Source organism: Pantoea sp. Ft-CA_14 (assembly GCF_024520875.1).
Taxonomy (GTDB): domain Bacteria; phylum Pseudomonadota; class Gammaproteobacteria; order Enterobacterales; family Enterobacteriaceae; genus Pantoea; species Pantoea agglomerans.
Genome location: NZ_JALNPM010000022.1, coordinates 14757 through 32695, shown reverse-complemented (window position 1 = coordinate 32695; position 17939 = coordinate 14757). Strand labels below are relative to the sequence as shown.

Below are 17939 nucleotides of genomic sequence, written 5' to 3'. Positions count from 1 at the left end.
AGCAGAGGTGCGCTGGCCCGCACTGCGGCTCGCTCGCCCGGAAAAAAAGCTGCCACGTTTGACCGTGACAGCCTTTATAAATCTAATCTTAACTGACTGGCATTATGCCACTGGCAGCCTTTTTTCTGTTCCGATTGATAGCGCGGCACTCAGCCGTTGCGATCGGGGCGATCAATGATGTGATCTTCCCAGTCCCGCACTTCACTCTCACGCACCGCAATATATCGCACCGAAATACGCTGCGCATGCATCGCTGTTTTCGAACCGGCCCGCAGCGGATGCCATACGGGTAAATCTTTGCCCTCACCCAGCAGCCGGTAGGCGCAGGTGCGCGGCAGCCAGTTGAAGGTCGTCAGATTTTCGCGCGTTAACTTGATGCAATCCTCTTCAAGCTCGAAGCGGCGCTCATAGTTACGGCACTGGCAGGTTTTAATATTGAGCTGATCACAGGCGACATTGGTGAAGTAGATCTCATCGGTGTCGGCGTCCTGCAATTTGTTCAGGCAACACTGTCCACAACCATCACACAAGGATTCCCATTCCTCATCGCTCATTTGTGCCAGGCGTTTTTGTTGCCAGAAAGGGGTGTCAGTCATGATGATTTGTCCGGATTGTGCCTAAACCGCACCTTATAAAGCCTATGCGGCGGTGATGCAAGTTTTTAGAGTACGCGCGTGCTGATGCCGTGACCCGCCAGTGAAACTTCAAGCTGATCACCCGAGCGCATCGGGCCTACCCCTTCTGGCGTACCGGTCAGAATCACATCGCCTGCACGCAGCGTAAAGTAGTGGCTCATATGGGCAATCAGCGGCAGGATTTTATGAATCATGTCTTCGGTGTTGCCGTGCTGACGCACTTCACCGTTCACCAGCAATTTAAGCTCGACATTCTGCGGATCGCCACTGAATTCCGTCACCGGGATAAAACCAGAGACAGGACAGGCGTTATCAAAGCCTTTGGATTTTTCCCACGGCTGGCCCGCTTTTTTCAGCCCGGACTGCAGGTCACGCAGTGTCAGATCCAGCGCCACACCATAACCTGCAATCGCCTTAGCCACATGCGCATCGGTCGCCTGCTTCAGTGTCGCGCCGATCAGCACCGCCAGTTCAACTTCATGATGGACCTCGCCAAACGCGTCGGGAATAGAGAGCGGCTGACGCAAATCACACAGCGCCGTTTCCGGCTTGATAAAGATCACCGGTTCGGTTGGGGTTGCGCTGCCCATCTCTTTAATGTGCTTTGCATAATTACTCCCGACGCAAACCACTTTGCTGACCGGAAAATCTAACAGAGCGCCTTGCCAGTTACGATGCTGATACATGCTCATCCCCTGTTCAGGTTAGGTGTGATGCCAGCGCTGCTGGCGGGTTGATGTTTGCTCATGCGTTGATCGAAATGCCAACCTCATAGCGTGATAATAAGATCCTTTTAACGGTCCGGGGTGCGTAATTTGTCAGAAAGCGTAAATGCAGGCGTTGAAGTGCTGAATAATCGTACAAATCAGGAGAAAAAATTGAGCAGGAAATTTAAAAAGGGGTGAAACAGATAAGCTGCGCCGTTAATTTTGCGCAGCATAAGGGCAATATTATCCTGCCAGGATCGCACCGACAGGATTTATATTTACAGAAGAATCCGAGTTAAAGTTTTTTATCGGCCTGTAAATGAATGTTGAGGAGACTTTCAATCGGCGGAGGGAGCTGTAAATAATAGCCCTGCTCGCTCAATCCCTGCTTAACTTTATTGATATCCGCATTAGCCAGCCTGTCCCGCCCCGCCAGCTTAAGCACCATCGCCAGCTGCGGCTTGCCAAAGCCTTTCAGCAATTCTTCCGGAACGCGCGAGAAATCGTCCTTTTTTTCAACATAGAGATAAGTCTGGTTACGTAACGGGCTTCTGTAGATCACACAAAACATATTTTTTACTCGAATTAACCGGCGTTGAGGCTTGTCTGAATATAGCTGTAACTATAACATGCTTGCAGAACTTCGAATATTCACCGTTAGCGCTTCAACGATGATTTTATCATCGCCAGGCTTTCGGTAGTGAAAACAGGACTGAGTCGGGACAGATGTCGCAAACGCCAATCGAATTCAAAGGTAGCAGTTTCACCCTGTCTGTCGTCCATTTGCATCACCATGACCCTGCGGTGATTCGCAAGGCACTCCAGGACAAGATTGACCAGGCTCCAGATTTCCTGAAAAACGCGCCGGTGGTACTTAACGTCTCGACATTAAGTGCCGATGTTAACTGGAAACTGTTGCAACAGGCGGTTCTCGCCACCGGTTTACGCATTGTCGGCGTAAGCGGCTGCAAAGACGAAGCGCTGAAACGTATGATTGCCCGTGCCGGCCTGCCCGTGCTGGCAGAAGGTAAAGAGGCCAGACCGCAAGCCGCCGCGCCGCAGCCGATACCAGAACCTCTGCCGGCTGTAACCGAAACGGTAGCAACGAAAACCCGCATCGTGAACACTCCGGTGCGCTCGGGCCAGCAGATTTATGCGCGTGACGCCGATTTGATCATCACCAGCAGCGTCAGCGCCGGCGCCGAACTGGTCGCCGATGGCAATATTCACATTTACGGCATGATGCGCGGTCGCGCCCTGGCAGGTGCCAGCGGTGATCGCAACTGCCAGATTTTTTGTACCAACCTGGCTGCCGAGCTGGTCTCGATTGCCGGAGAGTACTGGATCATGGATCAGATCCCGCAAGAATTTTTTGGTAAAGCTGCGCGCCTGTGCCTGCAGGATGGCGCGCTGACTATCCAGACACTTAATTAGGCCCCTTTTCTTTTGTTAAGGAAATCAACATTTATGGCACGCATTATTGTAGTTACATCCGGTAAAGGGGGCGTTGGTAAGACCACGTCAAGCGCGGCCATCGCCACCGGTTTAGCGCAGAAAGGCAAAAAGACAGTTGTGATCGATTTTGATATCGGTCTGCGTAACCTGGATTTGATCATGGGCTGCGAGCGCCGTGTGGTCTACGACTTCGTTAATGTGATCCAGGGCGATGCCACACTGAACCAGGCGCTGATTCGCGACAAACGCACGGAGCAGCTCTACATTCTGCCTGCGTCGCAGACCCGTGATAAAGATGCGCTGACCCGAGAGGGTGTCGAAAAAGTACTGAACGATTTGGCTAAGATGGAGTTCGATTTCATCGTCTGTGACTCACCGGCAGGGATTGAAACGGGCGCACTGATGGCGCTCTACTTTGCCGATGAAGCCATTATTACCACCAACCCGGAAGTCTCTTCTGTCCGCGACTCCGACCGCATCCTCGGCATCATCTCATCAAAATCCCGTCGCGCTGAAAACAGTCAGGACCCGGTGAAGGAGCATCTGCTGCTGACCCGCTATAACCCTGGCCGGGTGAACCGTGGCGATATGCTGAGCATGGAAGATGTGCTGGAAATCCTGCGCATTCCTCTGGTCGGCGTGATCCCTGAAGATCAATCGGTGTTACGTGCCTCTAACCAGGGCGAACCGGTGATTCTTGACGGCGAATCTGATGCTGGCAAAGCCTATGCCGATACCGTAGAACGGTTGCTCGGTGAAGTACGCCCCTTCCGCTTTATTGAAGAAGAGAAGAAGGGTTTCCTGAAACGCCTGTTCGGGGGATAAACCATGGCATTACTTGATTTCTTTTTATCCCGGAAGAAGAACACTGCCAACATAGCCAAGGAAAGGCTGCAGATTATCGTGGCAGAACGGAGAAGGGGCGACAGTGAGCCCCACTATCTTCCGCAACTTAAGCGCGACATTCTGGAAGTGATTTGCAGATATGTGAAGATCGATCCAGAAATGGTAACGGTGCAGCTCGACCAGAAAGGTGATGATATCTCAATTCTGGAGCTGAACGTGACGCTGCCGGAAACGGATGAAGTGACTAAATGACGCTGACCGTTTGCTGAATTTCCCCTGCGCTCTGGCAGGGGAAATTTAACCGGTTAACAACCCGCCAGAATCTCCTCAATGCCGGGTTTCAGCAGTTCGCCCCGCCATCCGGTGAGTAACTCCGGCTGACGTCCCTGTGGCTTCAGGCCCCAGTGCTGACTTAATACCTGATTAATCTGACGTCGTGACGCCAGCAGCTCCTGACTGAATCCACTCTGCTCGCTCACTTGCTGCACCAGCGCTTTCATCGCTTTAAACACCGGCTTGTAGTGCGGATGGTCAATCAGATTGCCCAGCGGAGCTGGCAGTTCGCTCTCATCCAGCGCCTCAGCTTCTGCCACCAGCGCCACCAGCGCTTTGCCGTGGAAACGAATTTCGTGGCCTGACAGCCCCAGATGATCCAGCTCGCCCAGTGAGCCCGGCATAAAGCGCGCCACTTTCCACAGGTGCTCTTCACGCACCACAAAGTTAACGGCCATATCTTTTTCACGCGCCAGCTTCAGACGCCAGGCCGCCAGTCGCTGCAACGCCGCCAGCTGACGCGGGCGCAACTGCCAGGCATTGGTAATATCCCGCCAGGCTTCATCCGGCGACAGGCTATCCAGACGACGCTGACACAGGTTATCGCACTCACTGAGGGCCGCCGCCATATTGCCGGCCTCTTCCGTATTGATCATCAGCTGACGCGCAATCGGCAACAGATAGTGAACGTCCGCCGCCGCATACTCGCACTGACGCTGGGTCAGAGGGCGTGCCAGCCAGTCCGTGCGTGATTCACTTTTATCGAGTTCGACCTGAGTGAAATGTGCCACCATTGAGGCAAAACCCCAGGAGAGCGGCTGGCCAGAGAATGCCGCCAGAATCTGGGTATCGATCATGGGCGTCGGCAGCACGCCGAAACGGTGCAGGAAGACTTCCAGATCTTCACCCCCGGCATGCAGGAATTTGGTGACGCTGGTGTCGGTCAGCAAGGCAATAAAGGGTGACCAGTCACGGATATTCAGCGGGTCAATCAGCACCAGTTGCTGATCGTCGAACAGCTGGATCAGGCCAAGCTGAGGGTAGTAAGTGCGGGTGCGGACAAATTCGGTATCCAGGGCCACCGCCGCGTGCTGACGCGCTTTCTGACACACGTCTGCCAGTTGATCATCCTGGTCGATAAGGGAATAGTTCACGTCTGATTTCCACCGCAGCCAACAACGCGCGGCGCTCCATGTTAAAAACAATAAAAACGCCGGACATGCCGGCGTTCAACCTCAATTTCTGCCCGGATTCAGCTCGCGCCGGGTTTCGCCTCGTCGCGCAGCTCACGCCGCAGGATTTTGCCGACATTGGTTTTAGGCAACTCATCACGAAACTCAATGATTTTCGGCACCTTGTAACCGGTCAGCTGACGGCGACAGTGATCGAGCACCTCTTCTTTGGTGAGCGATGCATCTTTTTTCACGATGCAGACTTTTACCGCTTCGCCAGAAAGATCGCTGGGGACACCGATAGCCGCGGCTTCACGCACTTTAGGATGCTGCATCAGCACGTCTTCGATTTCATTCGGATAGACATTAAAACCTGATACCAGAATCATATCTTTTTTGCGGTCAACGATGCGAATAAAGCCTTCCTGGTCAACGGTAACAATATCACCACTGTGGAGCCAGCCATTTTTCAGCACTTCCGCTGTCGCTTCCGGATGCTGCCAGTAGCCCAGCATCACCTGCGGGCCGCTGATGCAAAGTTCGCCCGGTTCACCCGGAGGAACTTCATTGCCGGCGTCATCCAGAATCAGCACATCGGTCGAGGGCACCGGCAGACCAATACTGCCGGTATGACAGCTGATGTCATAGGGATTGACCGACACCAGCGGAGAACACTCTGTCAGGCCATAGCCTTCCAGCAGATAGTGTCCGGTCAGTTTTTCCCAGCGCTCGGCCACCACTTTCTGCACCGCCATTCCGCCACCGGCGGAAAGACGCAGCGTTGAAAAATCGAGTTTATTAAACTGCTCATCGTTGAGTAGCGCGTTAAACAGCGTGTTCACGCCGGTAAGGGCGGTAAACGGAAATTTCCCCAGCTCTTTAACAAAGCCGGGAATATCGCGCGGATTGGTGATCAACAGATTCTGACCGCCCAGCTCCAGGAACAGCAGGCCATTCACCGTTAAGGCAAAGATGTGATAAAGCGGCAGCGCGGTGACGACACACTCTTTACCGTCGCGCAGCACTTTACCGTAGGTCGCGCGGGTCTGCTCAAGATTCGCCTGCATGTTACGATGGGTCAGCATCGCCCCTTTGGCTACGCCGGTGGTGCCACCGGTGTATTGCAGGAAGGCGAGATCGTCATTGGAGACCGTCGGGCGTTGATAATTGAGCGTTTCGCCGACTTCCAGTACGTGGCGAAATGAGATTGCCCCCGGCAGATGGTATTTGGGCACCAGCTTCTTCACATACTTAACGACAAAGTTAACCAGCGTCGCTTTTATTGGCGCCAGCTGATCGCCCATCCGGGTCAGGATGACGTGCCGCACAGCGGTTTTCGCCACCACTTTTTCCAGCGTGTGCGCAAAATTCGAGACAATGACAATCGCACTGGCCCCACTGTCATTGAGCTGATGCTGCAGTTCGCGCGGCGTATAGAGCGGATTCACATTGACCACCACCATACCCGCACGCAGCACACCAAACAGGGCCACCGGATACTGCAGTAAATTCGGCATCATCAGCGCCACACGGTCACCCGCTTTCAGGCCCAGCTGTTGCTGAAGATAGGCGGCAAAAGCGCGGCTCTTCTCTTCCAGCTGACGATAACTCATCTTCTGACCCATGTTCAGGAACGCGGGTTGATCGGCGTAGCGTTTTGCGGCCTGCTCAAACAGATCCACCAGCGAGGTGTAACGATCTGCACTTATTTCGGCAGGCACATCTGCCGGGTAGCGTTTCAGCCAAACCTTATTCAAGGATCCACCCCGATAATTATGTTGTATTTCCATCGCTGCCTCAGCCAATCTGGTTTGTTAACAATATTTTAACTGATTGTACCAGTTTGCCTGTTTTGGCATGTTGAGGTTGCGAAGTGCATCACTAAATTTCGTGCTGATAAAACAGGCAAATAAAAAGCCCGGCAGCGGGCACCGCGACCGGGCTGATAGTTAAATGTTTTTGCACTTATTCGGTCAGAATGGTCTGCACCTCTGCCGGCCCACTATTCATCATTCCCCAGTAGGGATTCGGGCCCCAGTATCCGCCGCGATGGCGGGTCGGACCATACCAGATCCAGGGATCCATCGGCTGGGGTGGTGCTGTCACCTGCTGGGTAAGTCGCCAGCGCTGATAACCGCGCACATCGATGACCGCAAATTTATAATCTGCCTCGCCAATTTTGCCCTGCTCCGTCCCCTTCAGGGTACCCAGCACCGTCACATACTGGTTTCTGACATCCACCGGATCAACAAAGCCGCGGATATCCGCGTAAATCCGACCGACCGAGGCCGCACCCAGACGCGGTCTGGCGCTATCATCCAGCGGCTGCGCAGCAATCTCAAGCCGGGTTTTGCCGTTCAGGTTAGTGACATTCACTACCTTGCCGCCAAAGCGCGATTCCTGCCCGACAAAGAGCGAAGGATCGCTCATGACCCGCAACAGATCCTGCTGCGGCTGAGGTGAGCTGCCCTGCAGCGTGTCAGGAATTGAGACACAACCGGTTAACGCCAGCACACAGGTCAGCAGCAGACCTGAAAGCCCTTTACCACACATTGACGACATAGACGTTCTCCCGTTAGGTAAAGAGTTAGACTGGACGCATAACAATAAGTTGCGTGCATTTTACCGGCCAGGTAATTTTTTCCAGGCGACTTCATTACGCAGATAAGTGGGCTCCGCCGTTTCCGGCAGCAGCGTCTTCCCCTGCGCCAGCGCAAGGGTCGCCAGCGGCAGCATATCTTCTGCAGCGGGCAGCGTAACGTCACTGGCGTTCAGGGTAAGCTCGTGTCCCTGCTGCAGGGCAGGATAAGCCTGCCAGCCGGTGCCTGCGGTCATCCATTCGCCAGAGAGCGCCTGCATCCGGGCCAGTGCCGCTTCGGGCGACAGCACGCTTTCGCTGGCCTCACCCTGCCAGGCACCCTGTTCATCACGCTGATATTCGGCCCAGTAGACCTCGCCCATCCGCGCATCAATAGCGGTTAATACGCGGGTAGCACCGTGCAGACGCCATGCGCCTTCCGCCAGCGTTGCCAGCGTGGAAATCGCGATCATCGGCAGTGAAGCGCCCAGTGCCAGTCCCTGCGCAATGCCAATGCCAATCCGCACGCCGGTAAAACTGCCAGGGCCGCGACCAAAGGCGAGCGCGTCCAGGTCGGTCAGTTCCAGCTGCTGTGCCAGCAGTAGCTCTTCGATCAGCGGTAAAATACGCTGGGTGTGATCGCGCGGGGCAATTTCGAATCGGGCATCAATCTGTTGCTGATTCAGCAAGGCGGCTGAACAGGCTTCTGTCGCCGTATCCAGCGCTAAAATTCGGGCTGACATGACTACCTCAGAAGAAAGAAAACGGCGCGCATCTTAGCATAAAATTACGCGTCTGGTTCGGGTTGCTGGCGGATAAAGGCGATGGCGCGGGCAATGTCCCGGGTGCGCGGCGTCGGTGGCAGGCTATTGAGAAACAGCGCGCCATAAGGACGAGAAACCAGACGCTGATCGCAAATCACCAGTACGCCACGATCGTCGGTATCGCGGATTAAACGTCCCACGCCCTGCTTCAGGGTGATCACCGCATCCGGCAGCTGCACATCCGTAAAGGGATCGCCGCCACGAATCCGGCAATCTTCCATTCTGGCTTTCAACAGCGGATCTTCCGGTGAGGTGAACGGCAGTTTATCGATGATCACCAGCGACAGCGCATCACCCCGCACATCCACGCCTTCCCAGAAGCTGCTGGTCGCCACCAGCAGGGCATTGCCCTTATCGATGAACTGTTTCAGCAACTGACCCTTGCTGGTTTCACCCTGCACCAGCACGGGCAGCGTCATTGAGGCGCGAAATTCTGTGGCCAGCTCACGCATCATCAGGTGCGACGTGCAGAGAAAGAAGCAGCGGCCTTTATTGGCATCAATCAGCGGCTTCATCATTGCGGCCAGCTGGCGTGCACCGCCGGGACGGTTAGGCTCAGGCAGATTGCGCGGAACGCAGAGCAGCGCCTGCTTCGCAAAATCGAACGGGCTGTTCAGAATCAGGCTTTTTGCTGCATTCACACCCAGCCGTTCGGCGAAGTGTGCCATTTTCTCATCCACCGCCAGGGTGGCTGAGGTGAAGATCCAAGCAGCCTTACGATTATCCATTACTTCACGGAAGCGTTCTGCCACCGAGAGCGGCGTCAGCGCCAGGATAAAGTGACGTGAGGTACATTCATACCAGTAGCTGTAGCCCGGCTCGTTAATCGCCCGCAGCCGTTTTAACCGGCCACGGTAGAGCGCGGCTCGCTCGAAGGCGGCATCCAGCAGGGCTGAACGGCCCAGTGAGAGTTTGATAACGTCGTAACAGAGCTCAAGCGCATCATCCAGCAGCGTAAACATCCGCAGGATGTTGTTATCGCTCAGCAGTTCACGCAGGTTACCGCGATAGCCGGGATCGCCTAATGACAGGCGAAAATCCTGCGCGCACTGCGCCAGGCGGTCAGCGGATTTCTGCAGCTGCTGAGCATCACGCACCTCGGTGCGGTAGGCGGTAATAATATCTTTGGCGAGATCGAGTAACTGGCGGCTGGAGAGCTGCTGACCAAAATACTGACTGGCGATATCGGGCAGCTGATGGGCTTCGTCGAAGATCATCACATCAGCTTCGGGAATGAGTTCGCCAAAGCCGCCCTCTTTCACCACCAGGTCAGCAAGAAACAAGTGGTGGTTCACGACCACCACATCGGCGTCCATAGCGCGCTTACGCGCTTTGACCACAAAGCACTCTTTATAGCGAGGGCAGTCAGTGCCGAGGCAGTTATCGTTGGTGCTGGTGACCAGCGGCCAGACCGGGCTGTCTTCGGTCACGCCCGCACAGCTGCTGATGTCGCCATCTTCCGTCTGCGATGACCAGCTGCGCAGCGTCACCAGATCGGTCAGCCCCTGCGCGGTGAGATCGCCGCCCGCCATCGATTGCTGTTCCATGCGTTCCAGGCAAAGGTAGTTGGAGCGTCCTTTCAGCAAGGCCGTTTTACCTTTGAAATCCAGCGCCTTGATCATCGTAGGCAGATCGCGGCCATAGAGCTGATCCTGCAGCGCCTTGGATCCGGTGGAGACAATGACTTTTTTACCGGCCCGCAGAGCGGGAGCCAGGTAGGCATAAGTTTTTCCGGTGCCGGTACCGGCCTCGACCACCAGTTCACCCTGCTGTTTTACGGCTTCAGATACCGCCTGCGCCATCTCACGCTGTGCTTCACGCGGCTTAAAGCCTGCGATCGCGAGCGCCAGCGCGCCATCCACTGCAAAATCGTCTGCCACATACCCTCACTAAGAACGGCAAAAACACTGTAATTATGTCAGTATTGGATCAACAAAGCAAAATTGATAATTATCAATAGTTTATCTATTTCCAACCGTTGGGGGCGTGGCAGCTAAAGACTCTGGATCGCGTCTGAAAGATGGGGAAAAAGGCGGCAGGTGGCCGCCTGAAGAGAAGCGCTCGCAGCACCGGGATGCCTGATGGAAAAGTTGCACCGCGAAAGGCAGCAGAAATCGCTGTGACTACTCTACAATCATGCGCCCATTGAGATGCTGCAACGGACGATTATTGGTGGTTTTCAGCGCCTGTTTAAAGGCGTCGAGCTGCGCCTGAGAGAGCGAAACCGGCTGTTTCAGCACCAGCCAGCGAATCCCTTCGCTGCAGGGCGGCGTCGTCAGGGAGCCACTGAAACGATAATAGTGCAGATCTTCCGGGAAGAGATCGCGTAAGTTTACCTGGCGATTAATGGTTACCTGCTGGTTTTCCTGTTTCGGCATAGCGTCGATCAACGGTGCCAGCGCCGGATTCTCTTTACCGACCTTAAACATCACCGCGACCACGGCCAGATCGCCATCCTCTTTGCTGTGTACAAAGTGGGCTTCCAGGGGAAAGGTGTGCCCATTGATCTGGTTCTCACTCGGCGTATGGAAGTGATACTGACGCAGCGTGAACTTTTCCCGATCCAGTACAAAATCATCTTCTTCATCAACGGTCACCTGAATCGTGTGGCCGTTGTTGATCACCTTCTCAGCCGACGTATGGTAGGCCAGATCGAGTGCCTGTAAATGTCCCTCAATCGGATCTTTAATATTGATAGGCGACTGGGACTTACCTTCGTGGCAGATGTGGAAGTCGCTGGTCAGTTCGCTCCAGTGTTCCGGGCCAGCTTTGCCTTCGTACGTCCAGTGCGGTTCCGCCGCACCGGCTACGTTGAGGGTAGAAAGCGCCACAACCAGACTTAACATTTTTGGTAATTTCATTTTTATCCCTGCTTTATAAGCTTATTTGCGGCAGGGATACTATTCCGCTGACTACTGAATCAACAAGGTGACAAAATGCGTTAAATAAAAATCAGAACGAATAAAGAGTTTATAATTACAATCAATGTTAATTTAATTAACAAACATCACGATGTGACGTTTTTAAGCACTTCAGGAAAGGGTTGATATCAATCTCTCTGAATAAAAGAGTTTCATTTTTCTGTATTTATCATTTTGATCGTCGAAACGAGCCGGGAGGAAAATTTTGCACTAAATTCAGGCGACGTAAGAAACCGCAAAACTGCACGCAGGCGGTTTTGCGGTGCAACGCGATAACGCGTCATAAAAGATTATGCAGGTGACGCTAGACATCCTTTTCTAATGGTTCCTCTTCTTCATCTTCTTCCTCATCTTCAGGATAAATCTCAGCGTCATCGGGCAGCGGCTCATCGTAATCAGGGCGTTCAGACATAATTTCCTCCGGTGTCAGATAGCAATTTTGCTATGCCCTTTGAGTGTAGCTTACTCCTGCCATCTGTTTTGCAAGGCTCGCAAAAGATATCAGAAATGCGGGCGCTGCCGCAGACTCTGCTTCGCCACTGCGTGAAACAGCCTTGCGTCACAGCCGGTGCTGATAGCGTACCGGTTAATCGGATGCCCATTCGCCTCCCCCAGCCGCGTTATCATTGACGTCAGTCGGATAGCGGGTTTAATAATTCGCCGTTTAAAAACCTCTTTTTTCAAAAAAACCTCTTACTCGTTTAATGAATAAAAGGCCGGAACTTAACTGCCTATAATATAGGGACACGAAAAGTTAATGATGCGATTCAAAGCACAATTATGCACAAAGAAAGGTAACATTAAATAAAAACTCAACAGAAGTAGCATTAAACATCGTTATGTTGTTATAAGAAAAAATCCCTGATATAAAAGAGACAGAATTTAAACGTAACCTGTGAGCATTAGCGGATTGAATATTTCCTCTGATGCAGCCAAGCTGACTTAACAGATGGTAGCGAGGTAATTAAAAATTCAGAAATTATGTTATCTTTCACAGGCAATAAAAAATTGTCGCCGGATGAGTCACATCACAATAGAAACCATGCCCCACGGCATCCGTCCTCTTTAAAAGGCCGTTTAAGACTATCTCGCTAAAGATATCCGTTAATGTAAATGAAGTGGGGTTTTATATTATAAGTTAAGTGGGATGTAATCTGGCTGTTGCTGCCCTGTTGCATCCATCTGTCAGTCAGGACACAATTAAATCAATAAGGAGAAATATCATTGTTCCCAAAATTACCCCGGTATAGCTTAGTGATTCTGACGCTGAGCGGTTGCGTTACCAACGATGAGGTCAAACTTAACCCAGTTGGTCAACATAGTGAACCTGTCATGCCGCATATAAACCAGGGGATCAGCCCTGCACAGCGGCGCGCGATTATGTCCGGCGAACAACCAGACTGGTCTGACGTTTATCCTCAGCGAATCAATAAAAACTCGTCAGCTGTCAGGAAATGATCTGCACGTCGTAGCAGTTAACGTCGTTACTCCACCACTCACATAGCGTAAAAAACACTGTGGAAAATAATCAACACGTCGATGATGTCTCCCTATGGGATTGGATTGTCACATTAATTTTAACCGGCATACCCGTATTAAATCTTTTCATGCTGCTTTACTGGTCCTTAAACCGAAGGACTAAACGTTCAAAGAAAAACTACGCCAGAGCGAGTTTATTATTGATATTCATCGTACTTATCTTCTATATCATCACCCTGGAAGTTACAACGGGCTATTTTCTTTTTAAACATTACTGATCCTTAAACTGACAGCGTCACACCCTTAAATGGAGTTTTTATGGTGCGTTATTTCACTTTTCTATTATTGGGCGTCACTTCCGCTTGCTGCATAGCAAAAACGTCAGTGGTGATAAATAACACCCTGAAAGCGCAAGAGATAAAATCGGCAAAAATCGTTTACATTGGCGAGGTTAATGGCACTAAAGTGGCAGAATTGATGGCAGGCATCGATGATATTAATGCAAGTTACCCCGCTGTAAAAGAAATATCGCTTTATATAAACAGCTTTGGCGGCGACATGGAAGCTGGCTATATGGGCGGCCAGGCCGTCAGGGGGTCAAGGATTCCGATAAAAACCATCAATGCCGCAATGACGGGTTCGGCGGCTACCCTGATTTATTGCTCAGGGGCGCAAAGGGAAACATTACCCAGCGCAACATTTTTAATCCACCCTGCAGCGAGTCAAAACATTCAGAGCAACTATCTGAAAAAAAATGAAGTCATTTTACTCAGCAGAGATATCGATAATGTCAGTAAAATATTCAGGGACACCTATGCATCCTGTTTCAAAGATGACGGGATAGAGATAGATAAAGCCTTATTCAGTGAAGACAACCGTATTTACCTGCGTTTTCCAGAATCTGTAAAACAGGGTATTGCACAAAAACGTGTTGAAGGAATCGCCCCCACTGATATCGCTTATTACATTTTCACTTCAGAGGCCAGCGGCTAGCAAAAATAATGTTAATCATGCCTGCTGGACGAATACTTTTTATCAGATATGCGCCGCCTGGACAGATGGGCGTGCTGGCGGGGAGACATATCGAGCCGTTAGCGGGTAATCCAGAGAAGAACATAATGCAGACGACGTTCAGATGGGACGCCGCAGGATCTCACCATCAATATCACGGTGGATTTTCGCAGTAAGCGCTACCCTTGCATGGTGAGTTTTTTGAGCAGCAATAGCAGGGTTGATTCAACACTGGCCAGATAAAAAGCGCGAGATAAAGCAGGCCGCTCAGCCAGATACGGCTCATTCTGGTACAGGGCGTTTATCTGTTTCTGGCTGGTGACCTGATATCACGATTATTGGCGACGCTGCTCTTGCGACCTGCTTATAAGCGGACGTACAACGCACCCGCCAGCATAACGATGAACAGAATAGCGAAGGTAATAAAGCCCTGCTTACTGCCACGGGACAATCCAACAAATGCCGAAACCACAATAAACAGCAGCGTCAGTGCGCCGACCATCACCCAAAAAAGATACTGCGTATTCGCCATGCCTGAATCCTCATCCGTAGCGCGATTTATCTGCTGTTTTATAACATTTTTATGCCGCGCGTGCCCTCACTTCTCCCGCTCTTTCGACGCTTCATGCTGCTTTAGCGCAGCAGGGCTGCAACAGTGACAACGTCCGCGGCTCATGATCATGATGCAGACAGTGTGATGCAGTTAGCAAATGCAGAGGAACGCAGCGAGTAAACAAACGCGCGGATTATAATGATTAAATCAGCTTACCGTTGGGATGTGGCACCCGTAGGCTGACGTGCTGAGACTGGTTTAACATTGCCGTTCAGGCGGTGTAAAACAGATGGCCTTAACCCGACTGCCTGACTCAGGCGGAGGAATGTATGAACTGTTTCCGCATCGGCTCTCTGGCTGGCGTGCTGCTGCTCTGCGGCTGCCAGGCACCCACGCCTGATCAGGCTCGTCTGCAGCAGCCTGTTTTTCAGGGTCAAAGCACCCGCACCGTCCCTCAGCTCAGCGACTGTATTTATCGCGGCTGGTCCACCACCAGCGTCATTGCCAGAGATAACACCACCCACACCCAGCCCAACGGCAGCGAGATCAGCGTTTTTACCTGGGAAGATTCGATTTTTGCGGATGTGTCGCCCCGCCGAAAAGGGGCTGAGGTGAAATATTTCACGACTTTCCGGATGGCGCCTCAGGTGATGGCGGACAGACAGGCGATTGTTGAGCGCTGCCTGTAAGGCGTAAGGGGTGACAGCGATGTCGGGAGTGTGCCAGGCTAATGCGCAATTAACCAGGGAGAAACCGATGAGTATTACCCGCATTGACCCGGAACACCGTATGTCCGAAGCCGTGATCCACAACGACACGATCTATTACACCAGCGTGCCTGAGAATCTGGATGCCGACGCAGAAGCGCAGACAGCCAATGCGCTGGCAGTGATTGATGCGATTCTGACACGGCTCGGTAGCGATAAAAGCAAAATCCTTGATGCGACGCTGTTTCTGGTGGATAAGGCCGATTTCCCCGCGATGAACCGCGCATGGGACGCATGGGTCTCTCCAGGTAATGCGCCGGTGCGCTGCACGGTACAGGCCGGGCTGTTGAATCCGAAGTACAAAATCGAAATTAAAATTATCGCTGCACGTTAAAACGCCGGGCGTTATTCCTCTTCGTTTTCTTCATCTTCGTCTTCGAATAGCGCCCGAATCCGTTCGCCCTTGAAATTTTGTCGGATCTCCTGCGCCACCTGGGTGATCGCTTCACCGCTCGACAAACCTCCCGCCATCAATTCCTGAATACGTTCGACGGCCTGCTGCTGCTGCTCATGAGAGAGAGCCGGTATTCCAATAAACATGTTTCACTCCTGCGTTGGGGCAGACAGTATCCCACGCGGAACTAACAGGTGCCAGTCAGGAAAAAATATGGCAGTCTGACCGCCTCTTTGCTCTCTGATTTCTCTGCCCGATGATTGTTGAAACCCTCAGTCTTGATTATACCCCGGATGCGCTGACTCAGCGTTTTGCCCCGATTGCCCATCTGCCCTGGGCGATGCTGCTCTCCTCCGCGCAGGCGAACCACAGCGACAACCGCTTTGATATTCTGACCGCCGATCCCCGCGCCACCCTGGTGACCCGCGGTGCGATGACTACCCTCAGCGACCCGACCGGCACGACCGAATCAACCGCCGATCCTCTGCTGCTGGTACAGCAGCAGTGTGATGCGCTGGGCGTGACGCCGGCTGCCAGCGATGCCCTGCCGTTTCAGGGCGGTGCGCTGGGCCTGTTTGGTTATGATCTGGGCCGCCGGTTTGAGTCCTTGCCTCAGCAGGCCGCAGCCGATCTCACCACGCCTGACATGGCGGTGGGTATCTATGACTGGGCATTGATTGCCGATCATCAGCAGCAGACCCTGACGCTGGTGGCGTTAAAGAACGCAGAAGAACGCGCCGCCTGGCTGGCGCAATGGCCCGCGCGTGAGGCCGTACCCTTTTCACTGACCAGCCGCTGGCGCTCCAACCTGAGCTATGAAGATTACGCTGCGCGTTTTGCGGCGGTTCAGGCCTATATTCAGGCGGGTGACTGTTATCAGGTTAATCTGGCGCAGCGTTTTCAGGCCGGTTACCAGGGTGATGAGTGGCAGGCGTTCAGTATACTCAATGCGGCTAACCGCGCGCCGTTCAGCGCTTTTCTGCGTCTGCCCGAGAGCGCGATCCTCAGCCTGTCGCCGGAGCGCTTTCTGTCGCTGAATAATAAACAGATAGAAACCCGACCGATCAAAGGTACCCGGCCACGCTGTGACGATCCGATTGCTGATGCGCAACAGGCTGAGTCGCTGCGCCATGCAGAAAAAGATCGGGCCGAAAACCTGATGATTGTCGATTTGCTGCGCAACGATATTGGCCGCGTGGCGCTACCCGGTTCGGTCACGGTGCCTGAACTTTTTGTGGTTGAACCCTTCCCCGCCGTGCACCACCTGGTGAGCACGGTGCGGGCGCAGCTGCCTGATACCCTGCAGGCCACCGATCTGCTGCGCGCCTGTTTTCCGGGCGGCTCGATTACCGGTGCGCCCAAGATTCGGGCGATGGAGATTATTGATGAACTGGAGCCGCAGCGGCGCAATGCCTGGTGCGGCAGCATCGGTTATCTCAGCCTGTGTGGCCGGATGGATACCAGCATCACCATTCGCACGCTGATCGCTGAAGGTCAGCAGCTCTACTGTGCGGCGGGCGGCGGGCTTGTTGCAGACAGCGATCCCGAAGCGGAGTATCAGGAAACACTCGATAAAGTCAGCCGGATCTTACCGGCACTGGAACAAACCGGAGGTTCAGTTGGCCCTGACGCTTAATGATTTCCGCAGCCGTTTTCTGTTGCAGCAGCCTGCCCGCAGCACACAATTGCTATCCGGGCGCCATGCGGCGGTGCTGGTGCCGATTGTGGCACGGCCTGAACCCGGTCTGTTGCTGACGCAGCGCTCACACGCCCTGCGCAAACATGCCGGACAGGTCGCTTTTCCCGGCGGGATGCAGGATGACACTGACGCATCGCTCATCGCCACAGCACTGCGTGAAGCACAGGAAGAGGTTGGCATTGAGCCGCATCAGGTCGAGGTATTAGGCGCACTGCCCGCCGTGACCAGCAGCACCGGCTTTCAGGTGACGCCGGTACTGGGGATCATTCCGGCCGATCTGCGATTAACGATTAATCCGGATGAGGTGAGCAGCGCCTTTGAGATGCCGCTGGCCGAGGCTTTGCAGCTCAGCCGCTACAGCGCGCTGGAGGTGCATCGGGCTGGCGTTCGCCACCCGGTCTGGCTGTCGCGCTATCAGGATTATCTGGTGTGGGGCATGACCGCGGGTATTATCCGATCACTGAGTGCTCAGATCGCATTCTGAGACCTTTCTCGTTTTTTCCTCTCTCCGGCCCGTCAGGTTACTGGCGCGCTGCGCTATAATTTTTTCTATGAGTTTTGATAAGTTTATTTCATGCGAAAAGCTGCTCTTTCCTGGTGCATGACCATTACTATGGGCGCCATA

19 protein-coding genes are annotated in these 17939 nt (G+C 53.3%); 8 read left to right on the top strand and 11 right to left on the bottom strand.

The genetic code is table 11. The annotated features are described in order from the left end of the window. Positions 1-149 precede the first annotated feature (149 nt). The 3 genes from NR195_RS22415 to NR195_RS22405 form a co-directional block, all read right to left on the bottom strand. Positions 150-596, bottom strand: coding sequence for a YcgN family cysteine cluster protein (locus tag NR195_RS22415; protein WP_010260578.1), 447 nt, complete (start codon positions 594-596; stop codon positions 150-152). Positions 597-661: 65 nt separating this feature from the next. Then, positions 662-1321: a fumarylacetoacetate hydrolase family protein gene (locus tag NR195_RS22410; RefSeq protein ID WP_033757876.1), complete on the bottom strand. Its 660-nt coding sequence runs from the start codon at positions 1319-1321 to the stop codon at positions 662-664. A 316-nt stretch (positions 1322-1637) separates the two neighbouring features. Continuing rightward, positions 1638-1913, bottom strand: coding sequence for a YcgL domain-containing protein (locus NR195_RS22405; protein WP_256844921.1), 276 nt, complete (start codon positions 1911-1913; stop codon positions 1638-1640). A 155-nt stretch (positions 1914-2068) separates the two neighbouring features. Between NR195_RS22405 and minC the strand changes: the two genes are divergently transcribed. The 3 genes from minC to minE are packed head-to-tail and all read left to right on the top strand — an operon-like array spanning position 2069 to position 3895. Next, positions 2069-2776: a septum site-determining protein MinC gene (gene minC / locus NR195_RS22400; protein ID WP_010260571.1), complete on the top strand. Its 708-nt coding sequence runs from the start codon at positions 2069-2071 to the stop codon at positions 2774-2776. A 33-nt stretch (positions 2777-2809) separates the two neighbouring features. Then, positions 2810-3622 carry a septum site-determining protein MinD gene (minD, locus tag NR195_RS22395; protein WP_010260569.1) on the top strand — a complete coding sequence of 271 codons (813 nt, stop codon included), beginning with the start codon at positions 2810-2812 and terminating at the stop codon, positions 3620-3622. A 3-nt stretch (positions 3623-3625) separates the two neighbouring features. Further along, positions 3626-3895: a cell division topological specificity factor MinE gene (minE, locus tag NR195_RS22390; protein WP_008925314.1), complete on the top strand. Its 270-nt coding sequence runs from the start codon at positions 3626-3628 to the stop codon at positions 3893-3895. Between the two features lie 53 nt (positions 3896-3948). Here the strand turns inward: minE and rnd are convergent, their stop codons facing one another. The 6 genes from rnd to NR195_RS22360 form a co-directional block, all read right to left on the bottom strand. Further along, entirely contained in the window at positions 3949-5070 is a 1122-nt protein-coding gene (gene rnd, locus NR195_RS22385; protein WP_010670757.1) for a ribonuclease D, read from the bottom strand. A gap of 98 nt (positions 5071-5168) precedes the next feature. Further along, the gene (gene fadD, locus NR195_RS22380; RefSeq protein WP_191924755.1) at positions 5169-6845 is read right to left on the bottom strand and encodes a long-chain-fatty-acid--CoA ligase FadD; all 1677 of its coding nucleotides are present in this window, start codon (positions 6843-6845) and stop codon (positions 5169-5171) included. 208 nt (positions 6846-7053) lie between these two features. Then, a complete protein-coding gene (locus tag NR195_RS22375; RefSeq protein ID WP_031592781.1) occupies positions 7054-7650 on the bottom strand; it encodes a Slp family lipoprotein in 597 nt (198 codons plus the stop codon). Positions 7651-7710: 60 nt separating this feature from the next. Further along, positions 7711-8409 carry a tRNA (adenosine(37)-N6)-threonylcarbamoyltransferase complex dimerization subunit type 1 TsaB gene (tsaB, locus tag NR195_RS22370; protein ID WP_010670759.1) on the bottom strand — a complete coding sequence of 233 codons (699 nt, stop codon included), beginning with the start codon at positions 8407-8409 and terminating at the stop codon, positions 7711-7713. 44 nt (positions 8410-8453) lie between these two features. Further along, entirely contained in the window at positions 8454-10370 is a 1917-nt protein-coding gene (locus tag NR195_RS22365) for an ATP-dependent DNA helicase (RefSeq protein WP_158149260.1), read from the bottom strand. Positions 10371-10613: 243 nt separating this feature from the next. Next, positions 10614-11351 (bottom strand): carbonic anhydrase, encoded by a 738-nt coding sequence (locus NR195_RS22360; RefSeq protein WP_033769189.1) that lies wholly within the window; start codon positions 11349-11351, stop codon positions 10614-10616. A 1857-nt stretch (positions 11352-13208) separates the two neighbouring features. Here NR195_RS22360 and NR195_RS22355 point away from each other — a divergent pair. After that, positions 13209-13883, top strand: a complete 675-nt coding sequence (locus tag NR195_RS22355) for an ATP-dependent Clp protease proteolytic subunit (RefSeq protein WP_256844920.1) — start codon at positions 13209-13211, stop codon at positions 13881-13883. A gap of 382 nt (positions 13884-14265) precedes the next feature. On the opposite strand, the gene NR195_RS22350 is transcribed toward NR195_RS22355, so the two are convergent. Beyond that, positions 14266-14433, bottom strand: coding sequence for a hypothetical protein (locus NR195_RS22350; RefSeq protein ID WP_010260551.1), 168 nt, complete (start codon positions 14431-14433; stop codon positions 14266-14268). A 350-nt stretch (positions 14434-14783) separates the two neighbouring features. Between NR195_RS22350 and NR195_RS22345 the strand changes: the two genes are divergently transcribed. Further along, the gene (locus NR195_RS22345; RefSeq protein WP_010260549.1) at positions 14784-15143 is read left to right on the top strand and encodes a hypothetical protein; all 360 of its coding nucleotides are present in this window, start codon (positions 14784-14786) and stop codon (positions 15141-15143) included. Positions 15144-15210: 67 nt separating this feature from the next. Further along, the gene (locus NR195_RS22340) at positions 15211-15555 is read left to right on the top strand and encodes a RidA family protein (RefSeq protein ID WP_003852699.1); all 345 of its coding nucleotides are present in this window, start codon (positions 15211-15213) and stop codon (positions 15553-15555) included. 11 nt (positions 15556-15566) lie between these two features. Here NR195_RS22340 and NR195_RS22335 read toward each other — a convergent pair whose 3' ends face one another. Continuing rightward, positions 15567-15761 carry a YoaH family protein gene (locus NR195_RS22335; RefSeq protein ID WP_010260545.1) on the bottom strand — a complete coding sequence of 65 codons (195 nt, stop codon included), beginning with the start codon at positions 15759-15761 and terminating at the stop codon, positions 15567-15569. A gap of 110 nt (positions 15762-15871) precedes the next feature. Here NR195_RS22335 and pabB point away from each other — a divergent pair, with 110 nt between their 5' ends. Both pabB and NR195_RS22325 read left to right on the top strand, forming a co-directional pair. Further along, a complete protein-coding gene (pabB, locus tag NR195_RS22330; RefSeq protein ID WP_256844919.1) occupies positions 15872-17251 on the top strand; it encodes an aminodeoxychorismate synthase component 1 in 1380 nt (459 codons plus the stop codon). Continuing rightward, on the top strand, positions 17235-17798 hold the full coding sequence (locus NR195_RS22325; RefSeq protein ID WP_050679592.1) for a CoA pyrophosphatase: 564 nt from the start codon (positions 17235-17237) through the stop codon (positions 17796-17798). The genes pabB and NR195_RS22325 overlap by 17 nt, the downstream gene beginning before the upstream one ends. Positions 17799-17939 lie beyond the last annotated feature (141 nt).

What these genes read in the sequence shown, in the direction of transcription:
- NR195_RS22415 (WP_010260578.1), bottom strand. Translation starts at nt 596, where the DNA reads ATGACTGACACCCCTTTCTGGCAACAAAAACGCCTGGCACAAATGAGC.
- NR195_RS22410 (WP_033757876.1), bottom strand. Translation starts at nt 1,321, where the DNA reads ATGTATCAGCATCGTAACTGGCAAGGCGCTCTGTTAGATTTTCCGGTC.
- NR195_RS22405 (WP_256844921.1), bottom strand. Translation starts at nt 1,913, where the DNA reads ATGTTTTGTGTGATCTACAGAAGCCCGTTACGTAACCAGACTTATCTC.
- minC (WP_010260571.1), top strand. Translation starts at nt 2,069, where the DNA reads ATGTCGCAAACGCCAATCGAATTCAAAGGTAGCAGTTTCACCCTGTCT.
- minD (WP_010260569.1), top strand. Translation starts at nt 2,810, where the DNA reads ATGGCACGCATTATTGTAGTTACATCCGGTAAAGGGGGCGTTGGTAAG.
- minE (WP_008925314.1), top strand. Translation starts at nt 3,626, where the DNA reads ATGGCATTACTTGATTTCTTTTTATCCCGGAAGAAGAACACTGCCAAC.
- NR195_RS22375 (WP_031592781.1), bottom strand. Translation starts at nt 7,650, where the DNA reads ATGTCGTCAATGTGTGGTAAAGGGCTTTCAGGTCTGCTGCTGACCTGT.
- tsaB (WP_010670759.1), bottom strand. Translation starts at nt 8,409, where the DNA reads ATGTCAGCCCGAATTTTAGCGCTGGATACGGCGACAGAAGCCTGTTCA.
- NR195_RS22360 (WP_033769189.1), bottom strand. Translation starts at nt 11,351, where the DNA reads ATGAAATTACCAAAAATGTTAAGTCTGGTTGTGGCGCTTTCTACCCTC.
- NR195_RS22355 (WP_256844920.1), top strand. Translation starts at nt 13,209, where the DNA reads ATGGTGCGTTATTTCACTTTTCTATTATTGGGCGTCACTTCCGCTTGC.
- NR195_RS22350 (WP_010260551.1), bottom strand. Translation starts at nt 14,433, where the DNA reads ATGGCGAATACGCAGTATCTTTTTTGGGTGATGGTCGGCGCACTGACG.
- NR195_RS22345 (WP_010260549.1), top strand. Translation starts at nt 14,784, where the DNA reads ATGAACTGTTTCCGCATCGGCTCTCTGGCTGGCGTGCTGCTGCTCTGC.
- NR195_RS22340 (WP_003852699.1), top strand. Translation starts at nt 15,211, where the DNA reads ATGAGTATTACCCGCATTGACCCGGAACACCGTATGTCCGAAGCCGTG.
- NR195_RS22335 (WP_010260545.1), bottom strand. Translation starts at nt 15,761, where the DNA reads ATGTTTATTGGAATACCGGCTCTCTCTCATGAGCAGCAGCAGCAGGCC.
- pabB (WP_256844919.1), top strand. Translation starts at nt 15,872, where the DNA reads ATGATTGTTGAAACCCTCAGTCTTGATTATACCCCGGATGCGCTGACT.